We start from the raw sequence: 25,161 nt of genomic DNA, 5'->3' as shown, positions 1-25,161 counted from the left end.
ATAATGAAAGTACTAAAAAGATGCAAGTGGATCCCAAATGCCCAAGAAAAACTAATTAGAATCTTTTCATCCTTTGCTAAACTTGCTTTAAAAAGAACGAAGGAACATGCAGTTGGCCAATGTCCTTTCTGTAGAACATACCCTCAAAATGGATTGTATCTATTCGACGATACGCCATTTTTTTCGCTTCTTCTAGGGATTGAGCCCAGCCTACAGAACACAACACTCTTCCACTGGAGGAGACAAGCCTGCCGTCTATTTTTTTTGTTCCCGAATGAAACAACAAGCTTTGCTTTCGTTCCTCCTCAGTAAGATCCTTTTCGTTGAGGGTAATTTCTTTGCCTATTTCAAAATGTTCAGGATAACCTTGAGCAGCCACAACGACACCCACATAGTGAAGGTTTTCATTAAACTGAATCTTTAGTGCTTCAAGTTTTGTTTCTGTGAGGGCCTGAGCAATTTCCATAAAAGAGGTTTGTAATGCTGGCATCAAAACCTGAGCCTCTGGATCCCCAAGTCTGATATTAAACTCCAAAACAGCTGGGCCAAAGCGAGTAATCATTAAACCAGCATAGAGAATGCCTTTGTAAATAATCTGCTCTTTTTGAAACGCTTCCAGAAGAGGCAAAATGATTTTTTTCTCTATAGAACTTTGTAGGGAGGCATCAAAGATTGGGCTTGGGAAAAAGGCACCCATGCCTCCTGTATTCAAACCTTTATCAAAGTCAAAAGCCTTTTTATAGTCATGAATCGCTGCCAAAATCCGATAGTTTCGACCATCCAGAAGGACAAAAAGAGAAAGCTCTATCCCTTCGAGAAATTCTTCAATGAGAATCTTTTTGCAAGCCGCTCCGAAGATTTTTTGATCCATTAACTTGCGAATGGAATTTTCAGCCTGAGTAGGATCATGAACAATCAGAACTCCTTTACCTGAAGCAAGACCATCGGCTTTTATAACTTGGGGAAAATGAAAACTTTTGCTAAAATGGATGGCATCGATAGGGTTTTCAAAGATTCTTGCTTCAGCAGTTGGGATTTTGTAATGGACCATAAGTTCTTTGGTCCATGCTTTACTTCCTTCTAATCTAGCTGCCCTTTTCTTTGGGCCAACGATTTTCAGCCCGATCGATTCAAATTTATCGGCAATCCCATCGCAAAGAGGAACTTCTGGACCTACTACTGTGAGATCTGGTCGATTTTCCCTGGCCCAATGAAAGAGATTATCCATGTCATAGATCCCAATAGGAAGATTAGTACAGAATTCTTCAGTCCCAGCATTGCCTGGTGCAACAAAAATTTTTTTTACAGTCGGATCTTTTTTGAATGACCAACAGAGCGCATGTTCTCTGCCACCGCCACCAACTATCAAAACCTTCACAGTACCCTCTCTCCTTTCTTCTTACATTAATGCCTTTTGTTGTAGGAATATTCAGTTGTTATATTCAACGAAAGCCCTTATAAAAAGTTATTGGTTCCATATTATTAGGCCCTTCCAAACCTCATGGACCACAATGCCCCATGGACATTGCTTCTGGCTGCTTGCTGCTTCTTCTACTGGCAGCATCCCTACAAGAAACAAGACTTACAACCTCCTATGGCTACAGGGATCAGTTCCTACTATCTTTTTTATTTTGTCTATCTTTTTTAAGAAAGTAAAATTTCAACTTTCGCTCACAAAATTGTTTAACAACAATACGATTGGTATGTAGCAGAATTATGGCTCTTTGAGTACATAAATCCAAGGTTCTGAAGGAAGGTCTGATTGGCTGACCATTATTTCAGAGCTATCGATAAAACGCACATTTTTTTTCCCCTCCAAATAATTGGCTAGAGGGCGGAGATCAAGATCGCCACTGAGACTTGTTTTAAAAGCGATGGGTATTATGATACGAGCTCCAAGATCCAAGGCTATTTTGTCTAATTCTTCGTTAGAGAGCGTTTCATTACCAATTGGGAGAAAGAGAACATCGACCCTGCCGAATTCGGCTAACTGGTCTTGGTTGAGTGGATGGGCTAAATCGCCTAGATGGGCAAAATTGACTCTGTCAAGCTTGAAGACGAATGCTGTATTTTTGCCATGTAAGGATCCTTGAGATTTATCACGAAAGGTTTGTATGCCTTTGAAAATATGACCTCTTGCATTGTTGGGACCTACGGCCGTTATGCTCCGAAAGATTTGTGGGGTCCCGAATAGTTTTTCACCGGCCGATCTATCTTCAGATTCAGAACTAATTAAAACAACATCAGCTTGCAGTCGATCGGGAAACTTATATTTAACAGTATCTTCCCCATAAGGATCAATGGCGACTCGCACACCTGTGGAAGAAATCAGATAGACAAAAGCATGACCGTACCAACGAACAAGTACTTGTCCTTCATTTTGAGCAAAGCATTCTGCAGAGAAAAAAATAGGAGAAAGAAGGCAACAGGATCCAATTAAAAATTCAATATATAAAGTTATGGATCTTGAAAAAAGGAAATAATAAGCGCTTTGTAGGCTTCCTTTCACTATGTGCCAGATACCGAAAATTTCTCGGAGCCAACGGGGCTCGAACCCGCAACCCCTGCCGTGACAGGGCAGTGCTCTAACCAATTGAGCTATGGCTCCAATTTCAAAATTTAAATTATTCGTAGATTTCTTAACAACCTTTTGCCTTTTGGAAACGGCACTACTTGTCCAAAGGCGAGTACATGCGTGTTTAAGTTGAAATACTAGCTCCATGAGGGATAGCTTGCAAGCCAAAAAACCTGAGGAAGGTATAAAGTTCTGCTTGCATTCCATTTCTTGAAAGAAATTAGGATTTTGAGCCGCTTCATTCTAGAAAAATTACAATATGGTAGGAATTCCCTCATTAAGAAAACAAACTTGTGAGAGGATACCTTTTTTTTTCGCAGCCATGATCAGCCGATAGGCTGGTTCGTGGAGAGGTTCATAACTCATTCGATAAGTTCCAAAATGCATCGGGATCATTATCTTGCCTCTCAGTTCTTGAAAGGCTTGAACAGCTTTTTCTGGATTAATATGCACGTCACGTCCTGAAGGAGGATCATAGGAACCAATAGGCATCAAAACAACTTCTGGGTGAAGTCGCTCACCAATTTCTGAAAATTTTTCAAAATAAGCGGTATCTCCACAATGATAGACAGATCTTCCATCAAATTTGAGGCAATAGCCTCCATAGCCACGGTGGAAATCGGCCAAAACTCTTGCTCCCCAATGTTTTGCAGGCGTAAAAGTAATTTCGGTTCCATCTATTTCTATTCTTTCCCACCAATTCATTTCTAAAATTTTTTCAAATCCAATGCCTCTCACTAAGTTCTTTACCCCCTTAGGAACAATGATCGGCTGATTTTTAGCGATCATTTTTAAAGTCTTTTTATTTAAATGGTCAAAGTGCGCATGAGTAATAAGAACAAGGTCGATTGATGGAAGAGCATCCAAAGCAATTCCTGCCCTTTTGAGTCGTCTAATGATAAGCATCCAATTCGACCAATTTGGATCAATTAAAATGTTATGTTTATGGGTTTGCAAAAGAAAAGAGGCGTGTCCTACCCATGTCAGACAGATTTGTCCGGAATTTACTTTTGGGAATTGGGGCCTATGTTCGATTCCTTCTCTCTTTTTAAAAAAAGAAGACATAAGAACATTTAAAAAGAATCTTCTTTTTGTTTTACTAGGAATCGGTTCCATATTTTTCCCCATATCCCACTTTTCCAAAAACAGAAAAACCAGCCTTTAAATAATCAAAAAACTTTTTCTCTATACTTGTTTCTGACGAGGCTTTTTCTGTGTGGCAGGATGGGGTGGGGGATGAATCCTATCAATGCGATATAAAATTCTTGCTTTTGTCAAATCATGGGGAGACATTTCTAACTTCACTCTATCCCCATAGGTGAGCCGGACAAAATTTTTCCTCATTTTTCCAGAAATGTGGGCTAAAACCTGATGCTTGTTGTCGAGTTCAACCCGAAACATCGTCCCTGGTAGGATAGCGACAATCGTTCCTTCTAGCTCAATAGAATTTGTCGATGACATAGAGATAAGCTGTCTATCACCTGCCTTTTTTGCATGTAAGACTATTTTGTAAGAATAAATAAGATCTACGTATCATGCCAAAAGGCTTCTTAAATGTATCATTTTATTTGTTTTTCTTTTTGACATCGGCTGACACGTAGCCTTTGCTCGAAAGCAAATTACTAAAATAAGAAAGTACTGTCAAGGAAATTACGAGGCAAAGGTGTTAAGAGTTCTCATTTTTTAGCACAAGAATGTTCTTTGGTTCTTGTAAAGCAAAAATGTAATCTTTCAGAACATTAAGGGTTTCAAGCATCACAAAATCATTCTTGGGGGATGAATTCAGACTATCATCGAATTTTTCATCCAAAATTTTTGTGTCTTCAAGAGAATTATCCGTGGCAGGACTGGTCTTCTCTACGGTATTTGTGATGATTTTTGGTTCTTTATGATTCTTTACTGACTCAATATCATATTCGTATATTTTATCGTAAGATGATTTCTGTTCAGCTCTTGCTGTTTCATAATTCTTTTTGAGCAAAGCAAATTCTTCTTTTTCTTTTTTCCTTTGAGCTTCGTTTAAAGAAACAAGCTTTTCGGACATTTTCTTCTTTAATACCTCAATTTCTGAATTCAAATGGATGAAATCAATGCTAGAGGAAATTCGTTGTGCCGATCGACGTTGAAGGACAGGAACAATGGTGGACAGCCCCGTGTTTACTTTTTGAAAATTCATTGGATTGATCTGATCAGCTGGTAAGTAGTTTGGCAAAGAAGATTCACCGATTTCTAAATAATCATCGAGGGAGGGAAAGACAATGTCTGAAGCCACGCCATGCTGTTGAGTCGTCAATCCAGTGATTCGATAAAATTTTTGAACGGTCACTTTCAGTCTACCTGGATCCCCATGAAAATCCCAGGGCATAAAATCAGACAATGAAATTAAAGTTTGAACGGTTCCTTTCCCATGAGACACTTGATCCCCAACGATGATCGCTCGCCCATAGTCTTGTAAGGCAGCAGCAACAATCTCTGAAGCCGAAGCGCTAAACCGGCTAATAAGAACCACTAGGGGTCCTCCATAGCAATACCTGTTTGAAGAAATAAGGAAAGGTTGGACTCTACCCCGGAAGTCTTTGACTTGCACAACGGGACCATCTTTGATAAACAGTGCCGTCATATTGACGGCTTCTTCAAGCATCCCTCCTCCATTTTTTCTAAGATCGAGCACAAGGCCAGAAATTTTCTCTTTCTCTAATCTTTTTATTAAAAGGGCAACATCATCGCTTGCGTGTTCATAAAAACCTGGAAGCTGTATTACTCCCAGTCGCTCCATTTTACCATCCTTTTCGGTTTTTTCATACACAAATGCTTTGGCTCGCTGTTCGTTCAGTTTCACTTCGTCTCGAACGAGGGTCACCGATTTTCTGACTGAATCATCAGGGCTATCTGCAGGGATCACTATCAGCGTAACCTTGGTTCCCTTTTCTCCTCTAATCATTTCAACAACTTTGTTAAGCTTCATGTCTACCACATCGACAGGCTCTCCTTTTTCCTGCTGCACGGCCACAATTCGATCGTTTGGTTTGAGCCTTTTATCCAAATCTGCAGGGCCTCCAGGAACAAGGCTAACGATTTTAGGATAGCCCTCTTCGGATTTTAAAACGGCACCAATTCCTGTTAGAGAAAGTTTGATACTATTGATTTCAAAATTTTTTGCTTCGCTTGGGGATTGGTAATCCGAATGCGGATCATAGGCATGGGTTAGGGCATTAAGATAGTAATCAAGAATTTCTTCGGAGTCGGCTTCACGCATTTCTTTGAGAAGTCTGGCGTATCTTCTCGATATGGTCTTTTTTGTTTGTTCGGGTTTTTCATTGGCCAGCTTGCCTTGAAGAAGCTCAAATTTTATTCTTTTTCTCCATAAATCCTTGGCTTCCTCTTCTGTTTTTGGCCAGGGCATTTTAGATCTATCTGTTTGATAATATTCATCTTTGGTAAAGTCATGAGGCATAGCCAAGAGCCCTTCAATTAAACTTTCTCTTTCAGTCAGTCTATGAATGTATTTAGAATAAATGTCAAAGGCAGGGGTAAGATCCTCTTGATAGATGTAGTCGAAAAGCTTTTTCCCATATTTTTCATTGAATTCATCGATATCAGATTGCAGAAAAACCATATGACTAAAATCGAGTGCATCCAAATAGTCTTTTAAAAAGACTTGTGATAATTTCTCATCAGCTGGCTTTTGTGAAAAATGGGCTTGTTGGAGAAGAGAAGCTACTGTTTTTGCCACTTTGGCACATTGGGACTCTGTAAGATCCCCATAGGCAGGAGGTTTATCGAATAGTCCCCATAAAAGACAGGTTCCAAGAAAAAGAACTAAAAGTTTAACTTTTGACTTCATAAATATTCTTCTCCAAAATAAGCCCTAATTTTTTCTGGAATCAACACCCGGCCGTCTTCTTTTTGATTGTTTTCTAAAATAGCCGCTACAAGCCTTGGAAGCGCTGTTCCAGACCCATTTAAAGTATGGCACAATATATTTTTGCCACTGGAGGATTTGTATCTTAAGTTCATTCTCCTAGCTTGAAAATTTTCCAAATTGCTCACCGAAGATATTTCAAGCCAGCTTTGGATACCAGCAGCCCATACCTCTATATCATAACACTTGGCTGCTCCAAAGCCCATGTCTTCAGAAGCAAGTAACACGACCCGATAACAAAGGTTCAAAGCTTGCAGCACGTTTTCGGCATGCTTGACCATTTCTTCTAAAGCTCCATAGGAATCCTCCGGTTTGGTAATCTGTACCAGCTCAACTTTGTCGAATTGATGGAGCCGTAGAATCCCTCTTGTGTCTTTGCCTGCGCTACCCGCTTCTAACCGAAAACAGGGAGTATAGGCCACATAGCGTAAAGGCAGAGAAGATTCAGATAAAATTTCTTCTCTATGTAAGTTGGTTAAAGGGACTTCGCCAGTAGGAATGAGATATAGGCCATCATTATTGATCGAATACATATCATTGGCAAATTTTGGCAGATGGCCTGTTCCCATCATACAGGCTTCTCTTACTAAATAAGGAGGCCACACTTCTTGATACCCGTGGTTTTGGGTATGCATTTCAAGCATAAAATGGATAAGAGCTCTTTGTAACTTAGCCCCTTTGCCTAAAAAAAGAGAAAAACCGCTCCCAGAGAGTTTTGCACTTCTTTCTAAGTCCAGTATTCCAAGTTCTTTGCCTAATTCCCAGTGCGTTTTCATAGGGAAATTAGGTTGAGGTGGTTCTCCCCAAGTTCTTACGACTTGGTTGGCTTCACTGCCACCGCATGGGACAGATTCATGAGGAAGGTTAGGCAGAGAAAGAAGCAGGGAATTAAGCTGGATTTCTAAATTAGCAAGCTCTTTTTCCTTCTCTTCAATTTTAAAACCAATTTCTTTTAAAGCTCCAAATTCCTCTTCGACTTTTTCTCCCTGCAGTTTTTTCAAGCCTATTGCTTTGCTTTGTTTGTTTCTTAAAGCGCGCCACTTTTCGATTTCAGTCTGTAAATTTCTTTTCTTAGAGTCGAGGGTATAAACCTGATCTACGAGCGGTGCCAAATTCTTGGCACGAGAGGATAGCTTGTGTTTAGTTTCTAATAGATTATACCTAATGAGATTGATATCCAGCATGGGAATTTCTTACAAATCGTGCTAATGTCCTTATTTTTAAAATAAAACTAAAATATTATAATGGTTTCTTAGGATAAAATCGACTGAGAAAAAACAAATTTTTTACTGCCCGAATAGCCCTTCCTTTTTAAAAATACACTTAGTACTGTGGAAAAAAGCCAGTTTTCCCCCTAACTGTCCAGATAATAAATAACAAGAGAGACCACACTTCCACTATAAGCACTCCATGACCAAAAGCACTAGCCTTCTCTATCTAAAAAAGCCACCATTTGTTTGGGCCTATCTTTTTTACTGCTTCAGGTAATATCTTCTCCAGTGATAGCGTTTAGAATTTTAAACTCTTCATAATTGATCCGGGCATCTGTTCTAAAGTAGAGTTTTCCTTGCATTCTTCTCTCTAAGTCTACAAGCAGTTCTTCATCTTCAGATTTCAATCTATCCAACACATCACTGTTTAAAATCACCCGTAGCTCTTTTACTTCAGGATGCAGTCTGATAACCCTATTAATAGCCCTTTGGATTTCAATACTCATCGTCTCTGGTGATTTGACCATGCCTCTGCCATGACAATGCGGGCAGGGAATATAAAGGGAATGCCAAATGCTTTCTTGAACTCTTTGCCTTGTCATTTCCACAAGACCAAATGCAGAAATCGGCAGAAGATTTATTTTTGCTCTATCCTTCCTAATACATTCTTTAAGCTGTTCAAAGACTAGATGCTGTTCTTTGCGAGATTTCATGTCGATGAAATCGATGACAACCAACCCTCCAATATTCCGGAGGCGAAGTTGCCTGGATATTTCTTTTGCAGCTTCGATGTTGGTCTTAAGAATAGTATTATCCTGATCTTTCCCCACTTTTGCTTTCCCTGTGTTCACATCTATGGCCACAAGAGCTTCGGTCTCATCAATGATGATATATCCACCACTGGGCAGTTCTACCTTGCGCATAAAAGCGGTGTCGATTTGTCTTTCGATGTTTAACTTTTCAAAGAGCGGTATAGGTTCATTGTAATAGATGATTTTCCTTTGGGATCTCTTGGAAATAGCTGCGACAAGATCTTTTATCCGCTTGACCTCCTGCTCATTGTCAACATAAATCTTTTCCACGTCATCTGTCAGGAAATCCCTAACTGTTCGTTCAATGAGATCTGGTTCCATATAAAGTAAGATGGGGGCGGGATATTCCTTCATCTTTCTTTCTATCTCATTCCATTTTTGGAGAAGAATAGCCAAATCCCTGATAAAATACCGTGTCTTTTGACCTGCTCCGACAGTTCTTATGATTAATCCCATGCCTTCTGGAATACGCAGTTCGTTTAAAATTTTTCTGAGTCGTACTCGCTCTTTGGGGTCTTCAATCTTCCTCGAAATGCCGAACTGTTCATTAAAAGGCATCAACACAAGGTATCTGCCTGCAAGGGTTATATTCGTTGTAACTCGTGGTCCTTTTGTGCCGATGGGGCCTTTTGTGACTTGTACGACAACTTCGGAGCCGGGTGGATAAATATTGGGAATATCTTCAGCACGGATAGGACGGACTTTTGACTTTGTGCCTTTTCTTTCGAAAAGTTCTACGCCCACATCTAGGGCCGCCGGAATAGCATCCCAAAAATGCAAAAAGGCATTTTTCCCAATCCCAATATCAACAAAAAGGGCTTTGAGCCCTAGATCCACATTGTTGACTCTGCCTTTATAGATATTTGAAGCGATCTCCTTTTGGCTTCCTCTCTCAATGGCGAACTCTTCGAGAAGGCCATCTTCCAGCAAAGCCACACGCCTTTCAAGAGGCTCACAACTTATGGCAATTTCTTTGTTGGATCTTTTGTTTGAATAACGTACTAGACGGCGAATGCGATCGAAAATCATGTTGAAACTCTCCATTAGTCTGACTCGATAGGTATGATGAGTCAGGACAAGCTAAAGGTTGATAAAAAAAGGACACGAGTGAAGCAGGACTAAAGAATAGCAAAAAGAGAGAATAAAAAATAATTACTTTAAGTTGCGTCGAATCCATATACTTTCTACAAGACCAAGTCCTATTAAACAAATAATTAAAAAAGTTCCTCCATAACTGATAAAAGGCAAGGGGATTCCTGTAATGGGGACAACTTTTATAGTCATTCCAATGTTAACAAAAATATGAGTAAAGAGCATAGCGGCTACCCCTCCCGCTACCAGCGAACCCACTAAATCTTTAGCATAAAAGGCGGCTCGCAAGCATAACAAAAGCATGATGCCTTCTCCTATTATAACAGCACTTCCTCCAATAAATCCCCATTCTTCTCCTATGACTGAAAATATAAAATCATTATAAGCAATATTTTTAGGAAGGAAACCAAGCATGTTTTGTGTGCCTTTAAGGAACCCTTTGCCTGAAAAACTTCCAGACCCTATGGCAATCAAGGATTGATTGATTGTCCAGCCAGAGCCTAGGGGATCTAGATTCGGATCAAAAAAAGTTCTGATCCGGTTCATTTGATAAGGTTTTAATCCTGGAATATCCCATCCAAGATGCGAAACACCTATATAGGCGTATAAGAGGACGGCCAGAATCAATATTAAAGGAATGGCAAGATATCTTTTTTTGAGCCCACCTATAAATAGCTGGGCAAAAAGAATGGGAATGAAAACACCTGCCGAACCAAGGGCGGGTTGTTTTAAAATGAGCACAAAAGGAATAAGTACTACAAAACATAAAGTAAGAAAGGAAATTGTAGGCCGATGCTTGAATCTATCGAGCCAGAAGCTTCCAAAAAGGATAAAAGCCAGTTTGCACAATTCGGCAGGTTCTATGCCTATAGGACCAAATCTAAGCCAGCTTTTGGCTCCATTGACTGTTTGTCCAATCAATAGCACAAGAACCAACAGAGGAATAGTTAACAAAAGAAGAATCCAGCTCCATTTGACTAAAAAATGATAATCGGTGAACGAAACGATAAAAAAAATCACCAAACCCAACATAAGCCAGAGAAATTGAGAAAAGGGGGCATTGCGAAATTCAGCGCTAGGACTTGAATAGGTAGCGCTATATATGACGGCTATGCCGAAAAACGACAGAGCCAGGACAATGAGAAACAAAAACCAATCGAATTTGAAAAACTTGTCAAAAAAGCCAAATTCTTTTTCTTTCTTCTTTAGAGAGTTTTCGTTATTGTAGGAGGTGTTTTCCATTGTCAATCATCATCATCGTTTTGTCCTGACTGATTGTCAGGAGGGGGCTTTGGCTGAGAAGAACCAGATTGCTCTTTGGTAAACTCGGTAAGTCCATTGAAATTACCAATAGCTGGTTTCAAATAAGTTAAAGTAGGATTATGTCCTTTTTCAATGTCAAATATGCCTTCGAGAATTTTTTTTGCAATAGGAGCGGCTGTGGCTCCCCCGCTGATTCCTCCTTCTACAAGAATACAGAAAGCATAACGTGGAGATTCATAAGGAGCAAAGCCTACAAACCAAGCTCGAGTGTCTTTGTAAAGTTTGTTGTTTAATTTTTTAGTCGCTTGGGCAGAACCGGTTTTCCCAGCTACTTTGATGCCTTCGATCTTTGCGTTGGCTCCTGTGCCTTCTTCCACCACCCCAAGCATTGCCGATTTAACCGCTTCTAAATCTTGTGGATTGACGTCAAGCTGGGAGTGAACCCGTGAAGGCACTGCAATCTTAATTTCTCCTTTGTTATTAGAAACGCCTTGAACGATTCTTGGATAGAAAAGGGTTCCACCGTTGGCAATAGCAGCTACAAAAAGGGCCATCTGGAGTGGAGTCACTTGCAAGAAGCCTTGGCCAATAGAAACATTGGCGGTATGCGCGGTAGACCATCTTTCCATGGGATATTTCTGTTTCATCCACTCTGGACCAGGAACGATTCCTGGGGATTCCCCTGGTAAAGGAATGCCTGTAAGCTGTCCAAAGCCCGCTACATTAGCCATTTGTTCTATGTTTTGAATCCCTGTTCTTATACCCACTTGATAAAAAAAGGTATTACATGAATAACGGATACCATCATAAAGAGTGATATTCCCCCGACCGGTTTTCGTCCAATCATGAAACAAATGCCCGCCGATATCTATTGCCGCGGGGGAATTGATCACTGTTTTAGGGGTGATAGCTCCCGATTTCAACGCAGCTAGGGAAATGAGAAGTTTGAAAGTGGAACCGGGAGGATAGGAAGAAATAGCTCTATTCACCAGAGGATTGGTAGGGTCTGTTGTTAGCTTTTGCCAGTTTTCTTGGGATATTTTTGGAATGAAGTCATTGGGATCAAAATTCGGGACAGAGCACATCGCTAGAATATCCCCAGTGTTGGGATCTACCACCACAGCAGCCCCTCTGCCGACAGAACGAAGCGCGGTCTCAACGATATACTGGATCCTCGTATCTAGGCTTAAATACACGCAATCTCCTAATTGGGGGGGGATATAACTTTCTTCATTGACGATATAGCCACGGTAATTAACTTTGAGGATTCTTCCTCCTGGTTTACCCTGAAGCTGGCCATCCATATACCGTTCAATACCCCACTTCCCCACCATATCCAGAGCGATCCCATCAGGGGATACCTTTTCTTTATCATCCGGAGCAGCAACATAGCCTATAACATGCGATGCTAAGGCTCCATAATTATAATACCTAATAGGTTTGACAGCGATATCTATGCCCGGAACTCCTAAGTTTTGTTCTTCAAATCGAGCGACTGTTGCATAATCTAGGTCTGTTCTTAATGAATATGGAACCGAAGGGCTAGTAAAATAATGCCTTTGAAGTTCTTTGGGATCCAGTTTTACAGCTAACCGCAGAGCTTTGAGAATGGGGGACAAGTCTGTCATGACGATTTTGTAAATGTCTGGTTCTTTTCTGAGGACCACATTTCCTCCCATCATTCTTTGTACTTCAATCCTTGGCGTTTTTCCCTTGTGTCTTCTTGGAAAATCTCGGACAAGCTCGTCTAAATAAAGATCGATTTCAAACATCGCTCTATTTTCAGCTAGTCCAACGCCATTTTTATCCAAGATAGGTCCTCTGGCTCCTGCAAGATGCAGGGAGATTGTCGTTTGATTCCTTAGTTTAGAAGCATAGGCTTTTCCTTCGTAGATCTGTAGAATCCATAATCTAGTTAAAAGGATTCCCATAGCGATAATGACAGCAAGAGCAAGCAGGGCAATCCGCAGTCGAACGGAATGGCGTATACCTGGAGGAGTACTTGTCATGGTAAGAGGCTATTCGATCAAAAACCCTTTTCTAAGATAAATTACTATTTTTTTTAAAAAAAGAGGGAAAAAATTCTTCTTGTGGAAGGGAAATTTTAAGGAGAGCAAAGACAAGGTCCATAATTAGAAAGAGAGGAATCGAGAACAAAGCGCTAAGAAAAGAAATAGAAACGCATTTTGTCCATGGTTCTAAAGACCAGTACCATTGATGGTTTTCCAATTCAAAAAGCAAGTAGCTTACCAGAGAATAAAAAAAGATCCCTACAGATCCATAGAGAGGAAACATCCAATAGTTTCCTATTTTTTCAAAAAGTGGCTTAAGGATACTTATAAATAGAAAAAGCAGGATAAGGCTGAGGGTAGTGGTCCCAAAAATACCAGGTATGAGGAGGTCGGATAGTATTCCTGTATAGAGAGAAAAGCCAAAAGCATAAAAAAAGGGCATTCTGAGAGTAAAATAGATGACAAACAGAGCGCTTACTTCGGGTTTAGCATAAAAGAAAGGGAGATCGGGCATGATCATTTGTCCGAAAATAGAAAGAAAGCCGATAAAAAGAAATAAAAGAAAGATTACAAGCATACAAGTTAAAATGGCTGATTCACTTTTTGCTATTCCCTTTTCCCAACGAGGATTACAAACATCTCATTAAGTTGTGTGAGATCTACCCCGGTATCGAGGATGACCTCCCGGTAGAGTCCAAAATTATGAGATGCATCGAGGGGTTCCAGCTGAATGACGCTTCCAATGTATAGGCCTGGTGGGAAAACGCCGCCTAAGCCACTGGTTAAAACTCTTTCTCCAACTCCTACCTGACTATTCCTTGGGAGATAGATCATCCGAGAATATGGTTTATTTTCTCCGTTTGTCCCTGCCCCTACTACAAGACCCTGATCTTTAGATACTTCTGTCATCGCCGAAATTTTACAATTCTCGTTAGTCAGCAGGATGACTTCGGTGGTGTGCCTTGCCACAATACCAGTTTTCCCTACCACCCCACGAGGAGTGACTACTGGCAAATCAGAATAAAGCTCGTTGTCGTCAGCCCAACCGACATCTATCAAAAGATCATTCCACCAATTGGTTGGATCCCGACTGATGACGCGACAGGCTAGAAGTCTATATCTAGAAGCATGGCGAAAGGAAAGCATTTCTTTTAATCTTTCGTTTTCCTGACGTAAATGGGTCAGGTAGCTGTTTTCCATGGCTAGTTGCGCATTTTTGGCTTTCAGCTCTTTGAGTTCTAACTGTACTTGATCGAGTGTCTTGAGACTGGATGTATAGTCATCGATAGTCTTGACTGTTTTATCCCATATCCAAATCACAGGAGAAAATAGTTCCAATCCATATTTATGAATGGTTTGTTGCCATGGTTTGGGTAGAACCAACCCAATAAATACAAGAAAAAGAGCTCCTAAAAATATGAAGATCCCTGCCCGATGATAAGCTATTTTAGAAAAAGCATTTTGTTCTTTTTCCTCAAACAGTGAGGAGTCGTCTTTTTCTACGGTAGTTTTTCGCATTCGAAAAAAAGGAAGTTTCAAGGAGCCATTACTAGTTAAATCATTGCCGATTTGGCGATTCTATGAAGATATTGATATTCTTCAAGTATTTTACCAGTCCCTTCTGCAACAGCGCTCAGCGGGTCTTCAGCGATATATACAGGCAAAGCGGTTTCTTCAGCCAAAAGCCTATCAATCCCCCGTAAAAGAGCCCCTCCTCCAGCAAGAACTATGCCACGTTCCACCAGGTCTGCAGATAGTTCAGGAGGACATCTTTCTAGAGTCACCCGTACCGATTCCACAATGACCGATATTGGATCCATCATAGCTTCTCTTACCTCTTGAGAAGTTATCGTTAATGTCTTTGGGAGACCTGCTACTAAATCCCTTCCTCTTACCTCCATTATTGTTTCTTTCTCTAGAGGGTAAGCTGAACCGATTTTAATTTTGATTTCTTCAGCGGTTCTTTCTCCAATCATAAGATTGTAGGCTCTTCGCAAATAGTTGACGATGGCCTCATCCATTTCATCTCCGGCCACCCGAACACTTCGGCTGTAAACAATTCCAGAAAGGGATATGATCGCAACTTCTGTGGTTCCCCCTCCAATATCGATGATCATGTTGCCTGAAGCTTCATGTACGGGGAGTCCAACCCCAATGGCGGCAGCCATTGGCTCTTCAACCAAAAACACTTCCCGGGCCCCGGCATGCTTGGCAGACTCTTGAACAGCCCTTCTTTCTACTTCTGTAATGCCACTTGGAACAGCCACTACAACTCTTGGTCTGCGAAGATGAAAATGCGATTGTACTTTATGAATAAACGCCTTGAGCATCGACTCTGTCAGATGGAAATCAGTAATGACTCCATCTTTGAGTGGCCGTACAGCTGTTATGTTTCCAGGCGTTCTGCCAAGCATTCTTTTGGCTTCTTCTCCAACCGCTAGGACATTTTTTGTCCCTTGATAGACAGCCACGACCGTTGGCTCCCTCATGACGATCCCTTTGCCACGGATATACACAAGGGTATTGGCGGTGCCTAAATCAATGCCAATGTCGTTACTAAAAATAGAAGAAAAGGATCGAATAATTGAAAAAGTCTTTTGTTGGAAGCGTTTGCCTCCCTCCAATAAACGAGGAGAATTTTTAGAAACCACTTCGGTAGATGGATGAATAGAATTCTGATTTAGATTCATTCAAAAAAAAGTTAGGTTAGTAAGATTTATTATTAATAATTGCGAGAATCCCTCTTAAAAAGGAGAAATTTTGCTGACATACTATGTACTTCATAACACCAATTTCAGAACCTCTAAAAAGAAAATTTACATTAATTTTGTCTGCAATTATTCTTACATTATTTTTTAGATGAATCAACCTTTCTTTCCAATTCAAAAACCTTTGATTATTGTCGGAACCATATCTACCTCTTATGGAGTGAAAGCTGCCTATTCCAATCATCTTCCCATTGATCTTATTGAATACCGACTGGACTCCATACTTCTAGAATTGGATTTCGAAGAAGGAATCGTTGCATTGCAAAGATCCCTTCAAGAGCGTTCTCTACCTGTTTTGCTTACGATTAGATCTAAAAAAGAAGGGGGGATGCTCGAACTCTCTGATTGTGAAAGGAGCGAACTGTTTGAAAAATTTTTTCCTTATGTCGATTGCGTGGATTTGGAGTGGCAAGAATACTCAAAGATCTCTACAATTTATTCGCTTTATAAAAATGGAGGGAAAAAAATTATCCTCTCCATTCATTCTTTGTCTGAGTTTATAGATTTGAACAAGCTCATTGCTTCTCTTCCAGACATAAAATTACTCGATCCTGATTTTGTAAAGGTTGCTGTAAGAATAGAGAACCTCGGGCAACTCAAGCAGTTGACAGAACTTTTCTTTTCTTATCCTAAAATTCCGTGGTCGTTAATGGGTATTGGCGAATTTTCCCATCTTTCAAGAATTGTTTTATCAGCCTTAGGATCTCGACTTGTCTACGGGTATATTGATAAACCTGCTGCCCTTGGGCAACCTTCCGTTTTAGATTTAAAAGAGAATTTTCAAAGATTAGGAATCATTGCTAAAAATCAATCACTTCCCCAGGCCCTTTAGGCTGGCCTGCTTGGAGCAAGAACAGCCCCTAGAAAAGATCCTTCCTTATAAAAGGGAATCAATAGGAATGAAGCTTTCAGGAAGGACAACAATTTCTGTAAGAGAAAAAGCATTGACTGGAAAAGAAAAGAGAGACCACCATACTTTTCCTTCCTTTTTGATGGCTATCCACAGAAAATAGCGGCCTGGAGGAATTTTTGGATTTTGATCTAATCTTCTCCATTCAAAGTGGCCATCCTTACTGAGCGGAATTTTTTCTCTGATGCTATTGTTTGGTATTTTTTCTAGATCCTTCAAGAAACGCTCTTTTATTTTTCTTTCCGTCTCTTCGGCCTCTAAAAGTTCCCTCTCGTTGTTAGCATATTCTTGTTCTAGTGGAGTTAGCTCCAATTCGCTGTCCTTAATTCTGGATTGGAGACGGAGTATCTGTTCCCGCAATGCTTGAATCTTTGGTCCAACTTCAGATTGAATTTCTTTGGTCATTCTTTTTAGTTCTTCTCGTTTAGCCTCGTTTTCTTTTTCAAAAGTATGCCATTTTTTAAGTTCCTCTTCGGCCCATTGGCGTTCTTTGACAGGGTCTATTTCAGGGGGGGGATTATATAAGGCAAGATTATAGGCATTAACCCAAGCTTCCGGAGAGCGTGCCTCCGCAGAGGAAATAGTAAAATTGATTCCCAATTGCTGAGCTCTTTCTTTGAAACGGTCTTCTAATTCAGCCAGTTTTTTATCATATTCTTGGTCGAGTAGCACGCCTTCGTTCTTCCAAATATGATCGGCTTTCTCTTGATACTCTTTAGCGACAATTTGAATTTCTGTTTCGGCTACATGCTCCTGCTGCTTTAATAGCCTAAGTCTTTCATTCAGGGCAGTGATGTCCGTTCTTGCTTTTTTTAGATTTTCCTTTTTATTCTGGATGTCTTCCTGGCATGGGCTAATAGTCGTGAGGTAATTGTCTCTTAAGGCTTTGATGTCTCCAGAAAAGTCATAAACAAGATAGATTTCATTGGGTAAGGTGATGTCTTTGACTGCTACCCATCCTTCGATTCGGGTTTCTCTCAAGGAGTAATACGCCCCTACGCCAGCAGCCAAAATCCCAATATAGAGAAAGATCCGCAAAAGAATGCCAATCCACTTTCTTCGCGATGAAAAAGTAGATGGCTTAGTTATTTCCTTATTAGATTTATCAGGGCTTAGGGGTTTTGAAGCAGCATATTTAGGAGGGGCATGAACCTTTCTTGTTTCCCGGTCTAAGAGAAAATCAGGGGGGCTTTGTCTTTTATTGTTTGTTTCTTTGGGAAATTTAGGGAACGTCGATGAAAAGCTAGAATGGTTAGTATGGGAAGGAAAAGAGATTTTTCCTGTCGCAGAAGCCGTTGTGGAAGCTGTAGTGGAAGCTTCAGTAGGAGGATGACTGTTAGGAGCAAAGCCTAGTTTTCTTGGAGGAGGATGTTTTTTATTTTGAATAGAGAGATGGGGAGGGAGAAGATTTCTTGGACCCACTTTTCTTGGAGAAAGGCCTTTGGGTTGACTGTGAGCATCATTGAGTTTCCCCTTAGCTGGAGAACTGAAATAGTACCTATCCGCGTTTTTGGGTAACTCTTCAAAATCCATAATATTTTGATGCTTCTTCTGAACAATTACACAGGATAGCTGCCTATCAAAATTATCCAGCCTTTATTGTCTGTAAATTTTTCCCATAAATATTCGATACTTTCCTTGTCTGGTTCTTTTGCCGTTTTTTTACAAAGATAAAAAGAATTCTTCGGATTTTTAGCATCCACATTGCTGTAAAGAACTTTTCCTTTTTGACTCTCTATCCACAGTAAAGTTTCATGGGGTAACATGCCCCCAAGAAGAAAGACCGTATTTACTGAATCAGCATTTTCTTTTGGAATCGCATGTTTTTGGAAAAAGAAATATGGATTATCAACCGACTGAGAAGAGACAATAGGAGAAAGGTCGATTTCTCCCCCTAGCGAAAAAGAGGGAAGAAAGGAAACAAGAAAGGACCGATCTTCTTGGAGCTTTTTTAGTAGAAAAGGGATCGAAATTACGATTATGTCTACCTCTGGCTCTTTCCCGTCCCTTGCTTGTGTATAGTGCATCGAAATAGGGACAAAAATACTACTCGAACCAAATCTAAATAGGGAAGCAAGGAGACAAGAAAGAAAATGGCTTTCTGGACAGCCAATTTTTACCCCCCCTTGCTGACTGCGTGAAGAAGAAAAGATTTCTCGGTAAATTCCTTCAAGATTATTATCCCGTAATGGTCCTCGGTTGATGGCTTTCAGATTTTTTAGATACCTATCTTCCCTATAGGTATCAAGAATGGGATATCCGCAGGACTTTTTTTTTTCTCCAATCTCCTGAGCAAGTTTCATCCGTAGATTTAGAAACTTCAGAATCCTATTGTCGATCTTTTCTAATTGAGTTCGAAAAATGTCTATACCCATTGTATTCAATTAATTAATCGAGCAGTCCGACCGCACGTCTTGCTTTTGTTAATGTTTCTTGAGCAATCATTCTTGCTTTATAGGCTCCATCAGCAAGGACTTCCTCAACATAGCCTGGTTTTTCTTCTAACTCTTTGTACCTTTCTCGAATAGGTTGAAAATAGGCAAGGAGTTTTTCAAGGAGCAGCTTTTTATAATAGGCATATCCATACCCACCTTTACCCATGCTTGTAATAAACTCCTGGTATTCTGATTCAGTGGCTACGAGCTTATAAAGAGCTACAAGGATGGATCCTTTAGTTGGCTTGGGAGATTCGATGGGGGTGGAATCTGTTTTAATGCTCATGACCCTTCGTTTAAATTCTTCGAGATCTCCAAAAATTTCAAGAGTGTTATTGTAAGATTTGGACATTTTCTGTCCATCTATCCCAGGGATAATAGCTACTTCCTCCTGTATGTCTGGCTCTGGGATTCGGAAGACCTCGCCAAAGGTATTGTTGAATTTTTTGGCTATGTCCCGGGCGATTTCGAGGTGCTGTTTTTGATCTTGTCCCACCGGAATGATTTCGGACTGATATAGTAGGATATCCGCTGTCATAAGCACTGGATAAGAAAAAAGAGCCACAGTGGGGGAAAGGCCCTTGGAGACTTTATCTTTGAAACTGTGTGATCTTTCCAATAATCCAAAAGGGGTGATGGAAGAAAGGATCCAGGCAAGCTCGTGGACTTCAGGTATGGCGCTTTGCCTAAAAAATATAGACTTTGCCGGATCAAGACCACATGCCAGAAAGGCCATGGCTATTTTTCTAACATATTGGGAGAGGTGTTGAGGATCTTTGATGGACGTCAACGCATGATAGTCAGCTATAAAATAAAGAGTTTGGGCTTTGTCTTGCCATTCTATTGCCCTCTTAATCATTCCAAAATAATTTCCAATATGCAGAAAACCAGAGGGTTGAATTCCAGAAAGTACCCGTCTCATCATTGTTTCTTTGTTATATTTAACTAGAAAAAAATTAACTAGAAAATGAGATAAACCGTTTACAAAAAATATAAGCCATTTGCTTTTAGAGCCGACTATTATGGTGGACTTTTTCTAAGAGGATTTTGAAATCATCTTGACGATAAGCTAATTCCTGTTGAAGCCATTCTGGACTCATACAGAAAGCTCCCATAGATTCGACTTGCCGTTTTTCTTCAAGATCACTAGTCACGACCATTACTTGCCTACGAGCCACTGATTCATTCACGTATTTTTCAATAAGCCCATCTGCACTCATGCCTTTGGGAGAGAAAACAATGATAAAATCATCTGAAACGGGAGGAATAGCTACCGGTTCGGGACTTTTCCCATCAAAAACTAGGACAACTTGATAAATCTCTAAATCATGCAGTATAGAAAGCCTTTCGATCAGGAGCTCTCTAGCTTTTCTTAAGCTTTGCCTTTGAGCAACCTTAAGATCATTCCATGCATGAATCACATTGTAACCATCGATTACCAATAGAGGAAGAGAATTCCGTGAAGTGTTAGCCATTCAAACTTTCCCAGAAAGTTGAGGATTTAATAACCTCATTTTCTCCTTTTTGCGCTTATAATACCGTTTCCTTCTTTTTCTTTTTTCTATCTTATTCCATTGCTTGCTCATAGTGGTAGATAAAAAAGTTTTTTCTTTTCTTTTTAGTCAATTATACATTATTCTATGCTTTCAAGTTTTCTTTGACAAGAAATCTTTAAAATTTGATTTATTAATTATTTTTATAAATATATACATAGTTAAAGTATTAAAGTATTAGCAATAAAAAGAGATCGTATCTTGTTTTGCCTCTTTTTTTTGTTAATGCAAAATTGAAATAAGAACAATATCTAGTATAAAAGTGTATTTTCAATAAGCATCCTATCGCATTATGAATCAGTCCAAGAAATTTCATCCTTTTTTTATTTTCTTTTTTGGCTTTGTGTTTGTTTTCCTTCTGAGCGATACAGCTAAATCCTTGAATTGGTTTTCTCAGAATAAGGAAGCAAAACCAATCCCTTTTCAACTTCAGACGGATAACACACCCATTCAAAGGCAAAATACGGGCTTAATTTCAAGCTTTGCTCCCATTGTTAAAAAAGTGGCGCCGAGTGTTGTGGAGATTTTCACCACGCAAAAAGTCAAAGCTCCCGAGGGATGGATATTCCCCTTTTTTAATGACCCTTTTTTTAGAAGATTTTTTGGTCCTCCTGATGGCGGGGAAGATCAAAATAATCCAAGAATTTTCCCCATGCCAAAGCCAAGAAAACAAACGGGTCTTGGTTCTGGGGTTATTGTTTCCCCTGAGGGCTATATCGTTACTAATAACCATGTGGTGGATGTGGCTGAAGAAATAAAGGTTTTAGTCGGGGAACAGAAAAAAGAATTTGCAGGGAAGATCATTGGAAAGGATCCTTTGACTGATATTGCTTTGGTAAAAATAGAAGCTTCTGGTTTGCCCTCCATTGTTTTTACCGACAGTGATTTGGTGGAAGTGGGGGATATTGTCCTGGCAATTGGTAATCCTTTTGCACTGACTCAAACGGTCACTATGGGCATTGTGAGCGGTAAAGGCAGGAAGGATATTGGGATTGAAGAATACGAAGACTTTATTCAAACCGATGCTGCCATCAACCCAGGGAATTCTGGTGGAGCTTTGGTAGATATTCAGGGAAGGCTTGTGGGGATCAATACGGCCATTGTTAGTCCAGGCCGCGTTGGGAACTTGGGGATTGGTTTTGCTGTACCTTCGAACATGGCCCGATACGTAATGGATCAGATTTTAAAGAATGGTCGAGTGATTCGAGGATTTCTTGGGGTGACGATATCGGAAGTAACTCCTGATCTTGCTCAAGCTTTTAAATTACCAGAAGCAACGGGAGCATTGGTAGAGCAGGTCAGTCCTGGAACTCCTGCGGATCAAGCGGGAATGAAGGCTGGGGATGTGATTCTAGAATATAATGGACAAAAAGTTACCGACCCAAGATCCTTGAGATTGGCTGTATCCCAAACCCCTCCAGGATCTAAGGCTACCTTGAAAATTTGGCGTGATGGCAAAGAGAAGATTATACAAGCCGTACTCAAAGAAAGAACTCCAGAAGATGTTTCTGCCAGTGCTCCCAAACAACAAGAAGAAAATTCAACGTTTTTACCAGGTGTAGAGATCGCAGATTTAAATAGAATGGTGAGACAGCAATTTGAGATTCCGCCCGATGTCCAGGGAGTCGTTATTGTATCGGTAGATCCAGAATCCCCGGCTGCCAGACCTGGTAGAAATTCGCTGCAGCCTGGAGATGTGATCTTAGAGGTACAGCATCGGCCGGTGCGGACAGTGCAAGAAGCATTGCAGGCTGTTAAAGGAACCTCTGGCAATGTGCTCCTGCGAGTTTGGTCAAAGGGAATTACTCATTTTGTAGTAGTTCCTAGGTCAAATAAATAGGTTAGAGAGGCTATTTTTTATTGAAAAGCTCCTTTCTATGATCCTTGCGGATGTCGGCAATAGTGTAACCAAAATTGCATTGTGCCAAAATACTGAAATTAGCCTGCTGAGAAAAGTACCCACTGCTCAACTTAGTTATAGTCTCCTTAGAGAAATTATTCAAAATTTTCCAAAGCAAGACTGCATCCTATGTAGCGTAGTCCCCAAATTCAATGTGTATTTTGAAAATGTCTTTTTGGATAGAATCTATACCATCGATCCCTCTCTGCCTTTGGGCATTGCAATCGATTATCCAAATCCCAAAGAAATTGGAGCGGACAGACTGGCCAATGCCATTGCCCTAGCTTCATTCTATGGGTATCCAGCAGTGGCCATCGATTTTGGTACGGCAACGACTTTTGATATTGTCAATCACCATGGGGCTTATTGCGGAGGGGTTATAGCTCCTGGCTTAAATTTGATGCGATCGTATCTTCATGAAAAGACAGCTCTATTGCCGGTTGTAGAATTGAAAGAGCCCTTAAGGGCTATCGCCCAATCGACAGAGGAGGCGATGCGCGTGGGTGCTGTCTTAGGCTATAGAGGCATGGTTCTGTATCTTATTGAGAAAATCAAAGAGGAGTTGGGATGCCCGCTAAAAATTCCTGTGATCGCTACCGGTGGACAAGCGCATCTTATTTGTGGTCGGTTGAACATGGTTGATCAGATTGATATTTTCCTGACTCTTAAAGGAATTCGGATCATTGGAGAAAATTTGATAAAAAGACGCATGATCTCCATGAACTACTCCATCCAAGCCTGAGGGCTCTGGGATGGAGTTTCGCGCTTCCCTGCGGGCAGTTTCACCGGAGTATGCTCGGCTCGCGGACTTCCAGCCCGCAGCGAGGTTCCATCCGGCCAGAGCTTCCCGCTCCACGCATGGATCGGTTCCCGTCCATTCCTTTCCGTATACAACGACCTTCGGCCCCGGAAAGGCGAAGCCGTGATCCTTCTCCCATTTCGCCAAGCCCCAGTCGAGAAGCCCGAGCGCCGAGTTCTCGTCCCGATGGCAGGACGCTCCGCATGCGCACTCATGCCACCGGTCGCCGAGGGTCTTTTTCACGACGCCGCCGCATCGGTGGCATCTCTGGCTTGGCTTCAACGTCCTCGCCTGTGCTTCCAGCTATCCGATACCAGCCTCTTCCGCTTTGTATCCGACCATCGCCCCGAAAGCTCCGAACGATGCGTCCAACATCTCTCGATTCAGCCCGGCTTTTTGCCGCACACGTTTCCCGGGCTTTTCCCGGCTGCCCCGGGCCGAAGCCGTCATCCTTTTCGGCTCCAGCTCCTCCGTGATCAACAGTCCGCTGCGTCTTACCATCGCGGCGCTCTGCTTGTGCAGGAAATCCTTCCTGACGTTCGCCACCTTGGCGTGCATCCGGGCGAGCAGCTCGTACTGCTTGCGCAACCTCTTGGAAATGCGAAATCCCTTCCGTTTCCCGTGCTTGCGGATCGCCGCCTCCATCTTGCGGGAGATCGTCCGTCCGAGCTTCCTGAGCTTCTTAAGCGCCTTGCGCAGATGGCGCAGATTGGCGACCTCGGAAACGTCCGGCTCGCTCTTTTCCGGCTCCAACCTGGCGCTGGTCAGGAACCGCTCCGTGCCCAGGTCGAAAGCCTCGGCTCCACAGCCATGCTCCCGCGCCGGCCGGCAGCGCATCGTGACCGACGCATGCCATCGGCCGCCGGAAAGAAAGATCTCGCATGTCCTGGGTTCTCCGGGAGTACGGGCCTTGCCCCGGATCGGGATCTCCCCAATGCCGGAGAGACGAAGCTTCAGGTGAGCGCTTCGCTCTCTAGCGATCAGCCGCCAGTCACCTTCGTGCTGCTTGAAGCCGAAGCCGCTGAATCGCCCTGCCTGCTTGAAACGCGGGAATCCCGGCTTTTCGCCTTGCCGGACGCGGCGGAAGAACGCCTGAAAGGCGAGATCCAACCTCTTGAGCGTTACCTGAGCGGATTGAGCGTTGATCGAGGAGAGAAGCGCGCTGCGGGAACGGAGCTCGGTGAGCCATCAGCACTGCTCGGCGAAGCCGATGCTTCGCTTTTCCTCCTTCCACGCCCGCCTGCGCTCCTCCAAAGCTAGGTTCCAGAGAAAGCAATGGACCCACCGAGTCCGCAAAAGCTCCTCCCGGACGGTCTTGGATGGATAGAGCCGGTAGGTGACCTTGCGCTCGACCGGGCCCAGAACGGGAAGACCAGCGGGTGATGCGATCATCATGAGGCGACGCTGGACAGTGGCCAGCAATATGGTCTATCATTTAGTGTAATGACAGGTCAAGTGCGTTTGCACCTTCTGCATCACTGCGTTTACGCGCTGCACTACCATTTAGTTCTTGTCACAAAATACCGCCGCAAGGCGCTCACCCGCCCCATGCTTGACCGGTTGCGTGCTATTGCGGAAATGCGCTGGGATGGATGGGGCGGACAGCTGCTTGAGTGCAACGGAGAATCTGACCACGTTCACTTGCTAGTTGCGTTGCCACCAAATCTTGGACTCAGCCGCTTCGTGAACAATCTCAAGACAACTTCTTCCAGGCTTCTCCGCAGAGAGTTTGCCACAACGGTCGCCCGTTTCTATCGTAAGGCAGTTCTTTGGAGCCGTTCCTACTGCGTTATCACGTGCGGGGGCGCCCCATTAACCGTCCTCAAACAGTACATCGAACGGCAGAAAACGCCGGAAAAGGGCGGCCTTCACCACCAGCCAAGCCCAAGGCTCTGGCTGGAGCACTGGC

At 41.9% G+C, this 25,161-nt stretch carries 20 protein-coding genes, 1 tRNA gene and 3 pseudogenes; 4 read left to right on the top strand and 20 right to left on the bottom strand.

Features of this window, described 5'->3' with window-relative positions; translation table 11 throughout:
- Positions 1-76: 76 nt before the first annotated feature.
- From purD to QOL44_RS08945, 13 genes are all read right to left on the bottom strand, one after another.
- Positions 77-1,378, bottom strand: coding sequence for a phosphoribosylamine--glycine ligase (gene purD, locus QOL44_RS09005; RefSeq protein ID WP_009059407.1), 1,302 nt, complete (start codon positions 1,376-1,378; stop codon positions 77-79).
- 336 nt (positions 1,379-1,714) lie between these two features.
- The gene (locus QOL44_RS09000) at positions 1,715-2,509 is read right to left on the bottom strand and encodes an MBL fold metallo-hydrolase (RefSeq protein WP_166791422.1); all 795 of its coding nucleotides are present in this window, start codon (positions 2,507-2,509) and stop codon (positions 1,715-1,717) included.
- 25 nt (positions 2,510-2,534) lie between these two features.
- Positions 2,535-2,608 (bottom strand) — tRNA-Asp (locus QOL44_RS08995).
- A 219-nt stretch (positions 2,609-2,827) separates the two neighbouring features.
- Positions 2,828-3,703: an MBL fold metallo-hydrolase gene (locus QOL44_RS08990; RefSeq protein WP_009059403.1), complete on the bottom strand. Its 876-nt coding sequence runs from the start codon at positions 3,701-3,703 to the stop codon at positions 2,828-2,830.
- A gap of 57 nt (positions 3,704-3,760) precedes the next feature.
- The gene (infA, locus tag QOL44_RS08985) at positions 3,761-4,036 is read right to left on the bottom strand and encodes a translation initiation factor IF-1 (RefSeq protein ID WP_009059401.1); all 276 of its coding nucleotides are present in this window, start codon (positions 4,034-4,036) and stop codon (positions 3,761-3,763) included.
- Between the two features lie 205 nt (positions 4,037-4,241).
- Positions 4,242-6,419, bottom strand: a complete 2,178-nt coding sequence (locus tag QOL44_RS08980; RefSeq protein ID WP_009059399.1) for a carboxy terminal-processing peptidase — start codon at positions 6,417-6,419, stop codon at positions 4,242-4,244.
- On the bottom strand, positions 6,416-7,681 hold the full coding sequence (serS, locus tag QOL44_RS08975) for a serine--tRNA ligase (protein WP_009059397.1): 1,266 nt from the start codon (positions 7,679-7,681) through the stop codon (positions 6,416-6,418). The genes QOL44_RS08980 and serS overlap by 4 nt, the downstream gene beginning before the upstream one ends.
- 296 nt (positions 7,682-7,977) lie before the next feature.
- The gene (locus QOL44_RS08970; protein ID WP_009059396.1) at positions 7,978-9,549 is read right to left on the bottom strand and encodes an Rne/Rng family ribonuclease; all 1,572 of its coding nucleotides are present in this window, start codon (positions 9,547-9,549) and stop codon (positions 7,978-7,980) included.
- Positions 9,550-9,672: 123 nt separating this feature from the next.
- The gene (gene rodA / locus QOL44_RS08965; protein WP_009059395.1) at positions 9,673-10,854 is read right to left on the bottom strand and encodes a rod shape-determining protein RodA; all 1,182 of its coding nucleotides are present in this window, start codon (positions 10,852-10,854) and stop codon (positions 9,673-9,675) included.
- 2 nt (positions 10,855-10,856) lie between these two features.
- Positions 10,857-12,884, bottom strand: a complete 2,028-nt coding sequence (mrdA, locus tag QOL44_RS08960) for a penicillin-binding protein 2 (RefSeq protein ID WP_009059393.1) — start codon at positions 12,882-12,884, stop codon at positions 10,857-10,859.
- A gap of 31 nt (positions 12,885-12,915) precedes the next feature.
- The gene (locus QOL44_RS08955; protein WP_009059391.1) at positions 12,916-13,464 is read right to left on the bottom strand and encodes a hypothetical protein; all 549 of its coding nucleotides are present in this window, start codon (positions 13,462-13,464) and stop codon (positions 12,916-12,918) included.
- Positions 13,465-13,493: 29 nt separating this feature from the next.
- On the bottom strand, positions 13,494-14,405 hold the full coding sequence (mreC, locus tag QOL44_RS08950; RefSeq protein WP_009059389.1) for a rod shape-determining protein MreC: 912 nt from the start codon (positions 14,403-14,405) through the stop codon (positions 13,494-13,496).
- A gap of 35 nt (positions 14,406-14,440) precedes the next feature.
- Positions 14,441-15,577 carry a rod shape-determining protein gene (locus QOL44_RS08945; RefSeq protein ID WP_009059387.1) on the bottom strand — a complete coding sequence of 379 codons (1,137 nt, stop codon included), beginning with the start codon at positions 15,575-15,577 and terminating at the stop codon, positions 14,441-14,443.
- Positions 15,578-15,746: 169 nt separating this feature from the next.
- On the opposite strand from QOL44_RS08945, the gene QOL44_RS08940 reads away from it, so the two are divergent.
- A complete protein-coding gene (locus QOL44_RS08940; RefSeq protein WP_009059385.1) occupies positions 15,747-16,487 on the top strand; it encodes a type I 3-dehydroquinate dehydratase in 741 nt (246 codons plus the stop codon).
- Positions 16,488-16,532: 45 nt separating this feature from the next.
- Here the strand turns inward: QOL44_RS08940 and QOL44_RS08935 are convergent, their stop codons facing one another.
- From QOL44_RS08935 to QOL44_RS08920, 4 genes are all read right to left on the bottom strand, one after another.
- Entirely contained in the window at positions 16,533-18,098 is a 1,566-nt protein-coding gene (locus QOL44_RS08935) for a coiled-coil domain-containing protein (protein ID WP_009059383.1), read from the bottom strand.
- A 26-nt stretch (positions 18,099-18,124) separates the two neighbouring features.
- Entirely contained in the window at positions 18,125-18,940 is an 816-nt protein-coding gene (locus tag QOL44_RS08930; RefSeq protein WP_009059381.1) for a chorismate mutase, read from the bottom strand.
- A gap of 13 nt (positions 18,941-18,953) precedes the next feature.
- Positions 18,954-19,925 (bottom strand): tryptophan--tRNA ligase, encoded by a 972-nt coding sequence (trpS, locus tag QOL44_RS08925; protein WP_009059379.1) that lies wholly within the window; start codon positions 19,923-19,925, stop codon positions 18,954-18,956.
- An 82-nt stretch (positions 19,926-20,007) separates the two neighbouring features.
- Positions 20,008-20,475: an NYN domain-containing protein gene (locus QOL44_RS08920; RefSeq protein ID WP_009059377.1), complete on the bottom strand. Its 468-nt coding sequence runs from the start codon at positions 20,473-20,475 to the stop codon at positions 20,008-20,010.
- Between the two features lie 370 nt (positions 20,476-20,845).
- Between QOL44_RS08920 and QOL44_RS08915 the strand changes: the two genes are divergently transcribed.
- The gene (locus tag QOL44_RS08915; protein WP_009059375.1) at positions 20,846-22,393 is read left to right on the top strand and encodes a DegQ family serine endoprotease; all 1,548 of its coding nucleotides are present in this window, start codon (positions 20,846-20,848) and stop codon (positions 22,391-22,393) included.
- Between the two features lie 37 nt (positions 22,394-22,430).
- Positions 22,431-23,195 carry a type III pantothenate kinase gene (locus tag QOL44_RS08910; RefSeq protein WP_009059373.1) on the top strand — a complete coding sequence of 255 codons (765 nt, stop codon included), beginning with the start codon at positions 22,431-22,433 and terminating at the stop codon, positions 23,193-23,195.
- A gap of 234 nt (positions 23,196-23,429) precedes the next feature.
- Here QOL44_RS08910 and QOL44_RS11350 read toward each other — a convergent pair.
- The 3 genes and pseudogenes from QOL44_RS11350 to QOL44_RS08900 form a co-directional block, all read right to left on the bottom strand.
- Positions 23,430-23,534 (bottom strand): annotated as a pseudogene (locus QOL44_RS11350) (hypothetical protein); the annotation flags it as partial.
- A gap of 21 nt (positions 23,535-23,555) precedes the next feature.
- Positions 23,556-24,401, bottom strand: a pseudogene (locus tag QOL44_RS08905) (RNA-guided endonuclease InsQ/TnpB family protein); the annotation flags it as partial.
- Between the two features lie 39 nt (positions 24,402-24,440).
- Positions 24,441-24,647, bottom strand: a complete 207-nt coding sequence (locus QOL44_RS08900; RefSeq protein WP_079199587.1) for a helix-turn-helix domain-containing protein — start codon at positions 24,645-24,647, stop codon at positions 24,441-24,443.
- A 48-nt stretch (positions 24,648-24,695) separates the two neighbouring features.
- Between QOL44_RS08900 and tnpA the strand changes: the two are divergent.
- Positions 24,696-25,106 (top strand): annotated as a pseudogene (tnpA, locus tag QOL44_RS08895) (IS200/IS605 family transposase); the annotation flags it as partial.
- Positions 25,107-25,161: the final 55 nt, after the last annotated feature.

The organism is Candidatus Methylacidiphilum fumarolicum, assembly GCF_949774925.1.
In the GTDB taxonomy this organism is placed as follows: domain Bacteria; phylum Verrucomicrobiota; class Verrucomicrobiia; order Methylacidiphilales; family Methylacidiphilaceae; genus Methylacidiphilum; species Methylacidiphilum fumarolicum.
The sequence above is the reverse complement of the archived record's forward strand: the minus strand, read 5'-3'. Positions and strand labels throughout refer to the sequence as shown.

What these genes read in the sequence shown, in the direction of transcription:
- QOL44_RS08945 (WP_009059387.1), bottom strand. Translation starts at nt 15,577, where the DNA reads ATGAATCTAAATCAGAATTCTATTCATCCATCTACCGAAGTGGTTTCT.
- QOL44_RS08900 (WP_079199587.1), bottom strand. Translation starts at nt 24,647, where the DNA reads ATGATGATCGCATCACCCGCTGGTCTTCCCGTTCTGGGCCCGGTCGAG.
- mreC (WP_009059389.1), bottom strand. Translation starts at nt 14,405, where the DNA reads ATGCGAAAAACTACCGTAGAAAAAGACGACTCCTCACTGTTTGAGGAA.
- trpS (WP_009059379.1), bottom strand. Translation starts at nt 19,925, where the DNA reads ATGATGAGACGGGTACTTTCTGGAATTCAACCCTCTGGTTTTCTGCAT.
- QOL44_RS08970 (WP_009059396.1), bottom strand. Translation starts at nt 9,549, where the DNA reads ATGATTTTCGATCGCATTCGCCGTCTAGTACGTTATTCAAACAAAAGA.
- QOL44_RS08910 (WP_009059373.1), top strand. Translation starts at nt 22,431, where the DNA reads ATGATCCTTGCGGATGTCGGCAATAGTGTAACCAAAATTGCATTGTGC.
- mrdA (WP_009059393.1), bottom strand. Translation starts at nt 12,884, where the DNA reads ATGACAAGTACTCCTCCAGGTATACGCCATTCCGTTCGACTGCGGATT.
- serS (WP_009059397.1), bottom strand. Translation starts at nt 7,681, where the DNA reads ATGCTGGATATCAATCTCATTAGGTATAATCTATTAGAAACTAAACAC.
- QOL44_RS08940 (WP_009059385.1), top strand. Translation starts at nt 15,747, where the DNA reads ATGAATCAACCTTTCTTTCCAATTCAAAAACCTTTGATTATTGTCGGA.
- QOL44_RS08955 (WP_009059391.1), bottom strand. Translation starts at nt 13,464, where the DNA reads ATGCTTGTAATCTTTCTTTTATTTCTTTTTATCGGCTTTCTTTCTATT.
- QOL44_RS08935 (WP_009059383.1), bottom strand. Translation starts at nt 18,098, where the DNA reads ATGGATTTTGAAGAGTTACCCAAAAACGCGGATAGGTACTATTTCAGT.
- QOL44_RS08920 (WP_009059377.1), bottom strand. Translation starts at nt 20,475, where the DNA reads ATGGCTAACACTTCACGGAATTCTCTTCCTCTATTGGTAATCGATGGT.
- infA (WP_009059401.1), bottom strand. Translation starts at nt 4,036, where the DNA reads ATGTCATCGACAAATTCTATTGAGCTAGAAGGAACGATTGTCGCTATC.
- QOL44_RS08915 (WP_009059375.1), top strand. Translation starts at nt 20,846, where the DNA reads ATGAATCAGTCCAAGAAATTTCATCCTTTTTTTATTTTCTTTTTTGGC.
- QOL44_RS08930 (WP_009059381.1), bottom strand. Translation starts at nt 18,940, where the DNA reads ATGGGTATAGACATTTTTCGAACTCAATTAGAAAAGATCGACAATAGG.
- QOL44_RS08980 (WP_009059399.1), bottom strand. Translation starts at nt 6,419, where the DNA reads ATGAAGTCAAAAGTTAAACTTTTAGTTCTTTTTCTTGGAACCTGTCTT.
- QOL44_RS08990 (WP_009059403.1), bottom strand. Translation starts at nt 3,703, where the DNA reads ATGGGGAAAAATATGGAACCGATTCCTAGTAAAACAAAAAGAAGATTC.
- rodA (WP_009059395.1), bottom strand. Translation starts at nt 10,854, where the DNA reads ATGGAAAACACCTCCTACAATAACGAAAACTCTCTAAAGAAGAAAGAA.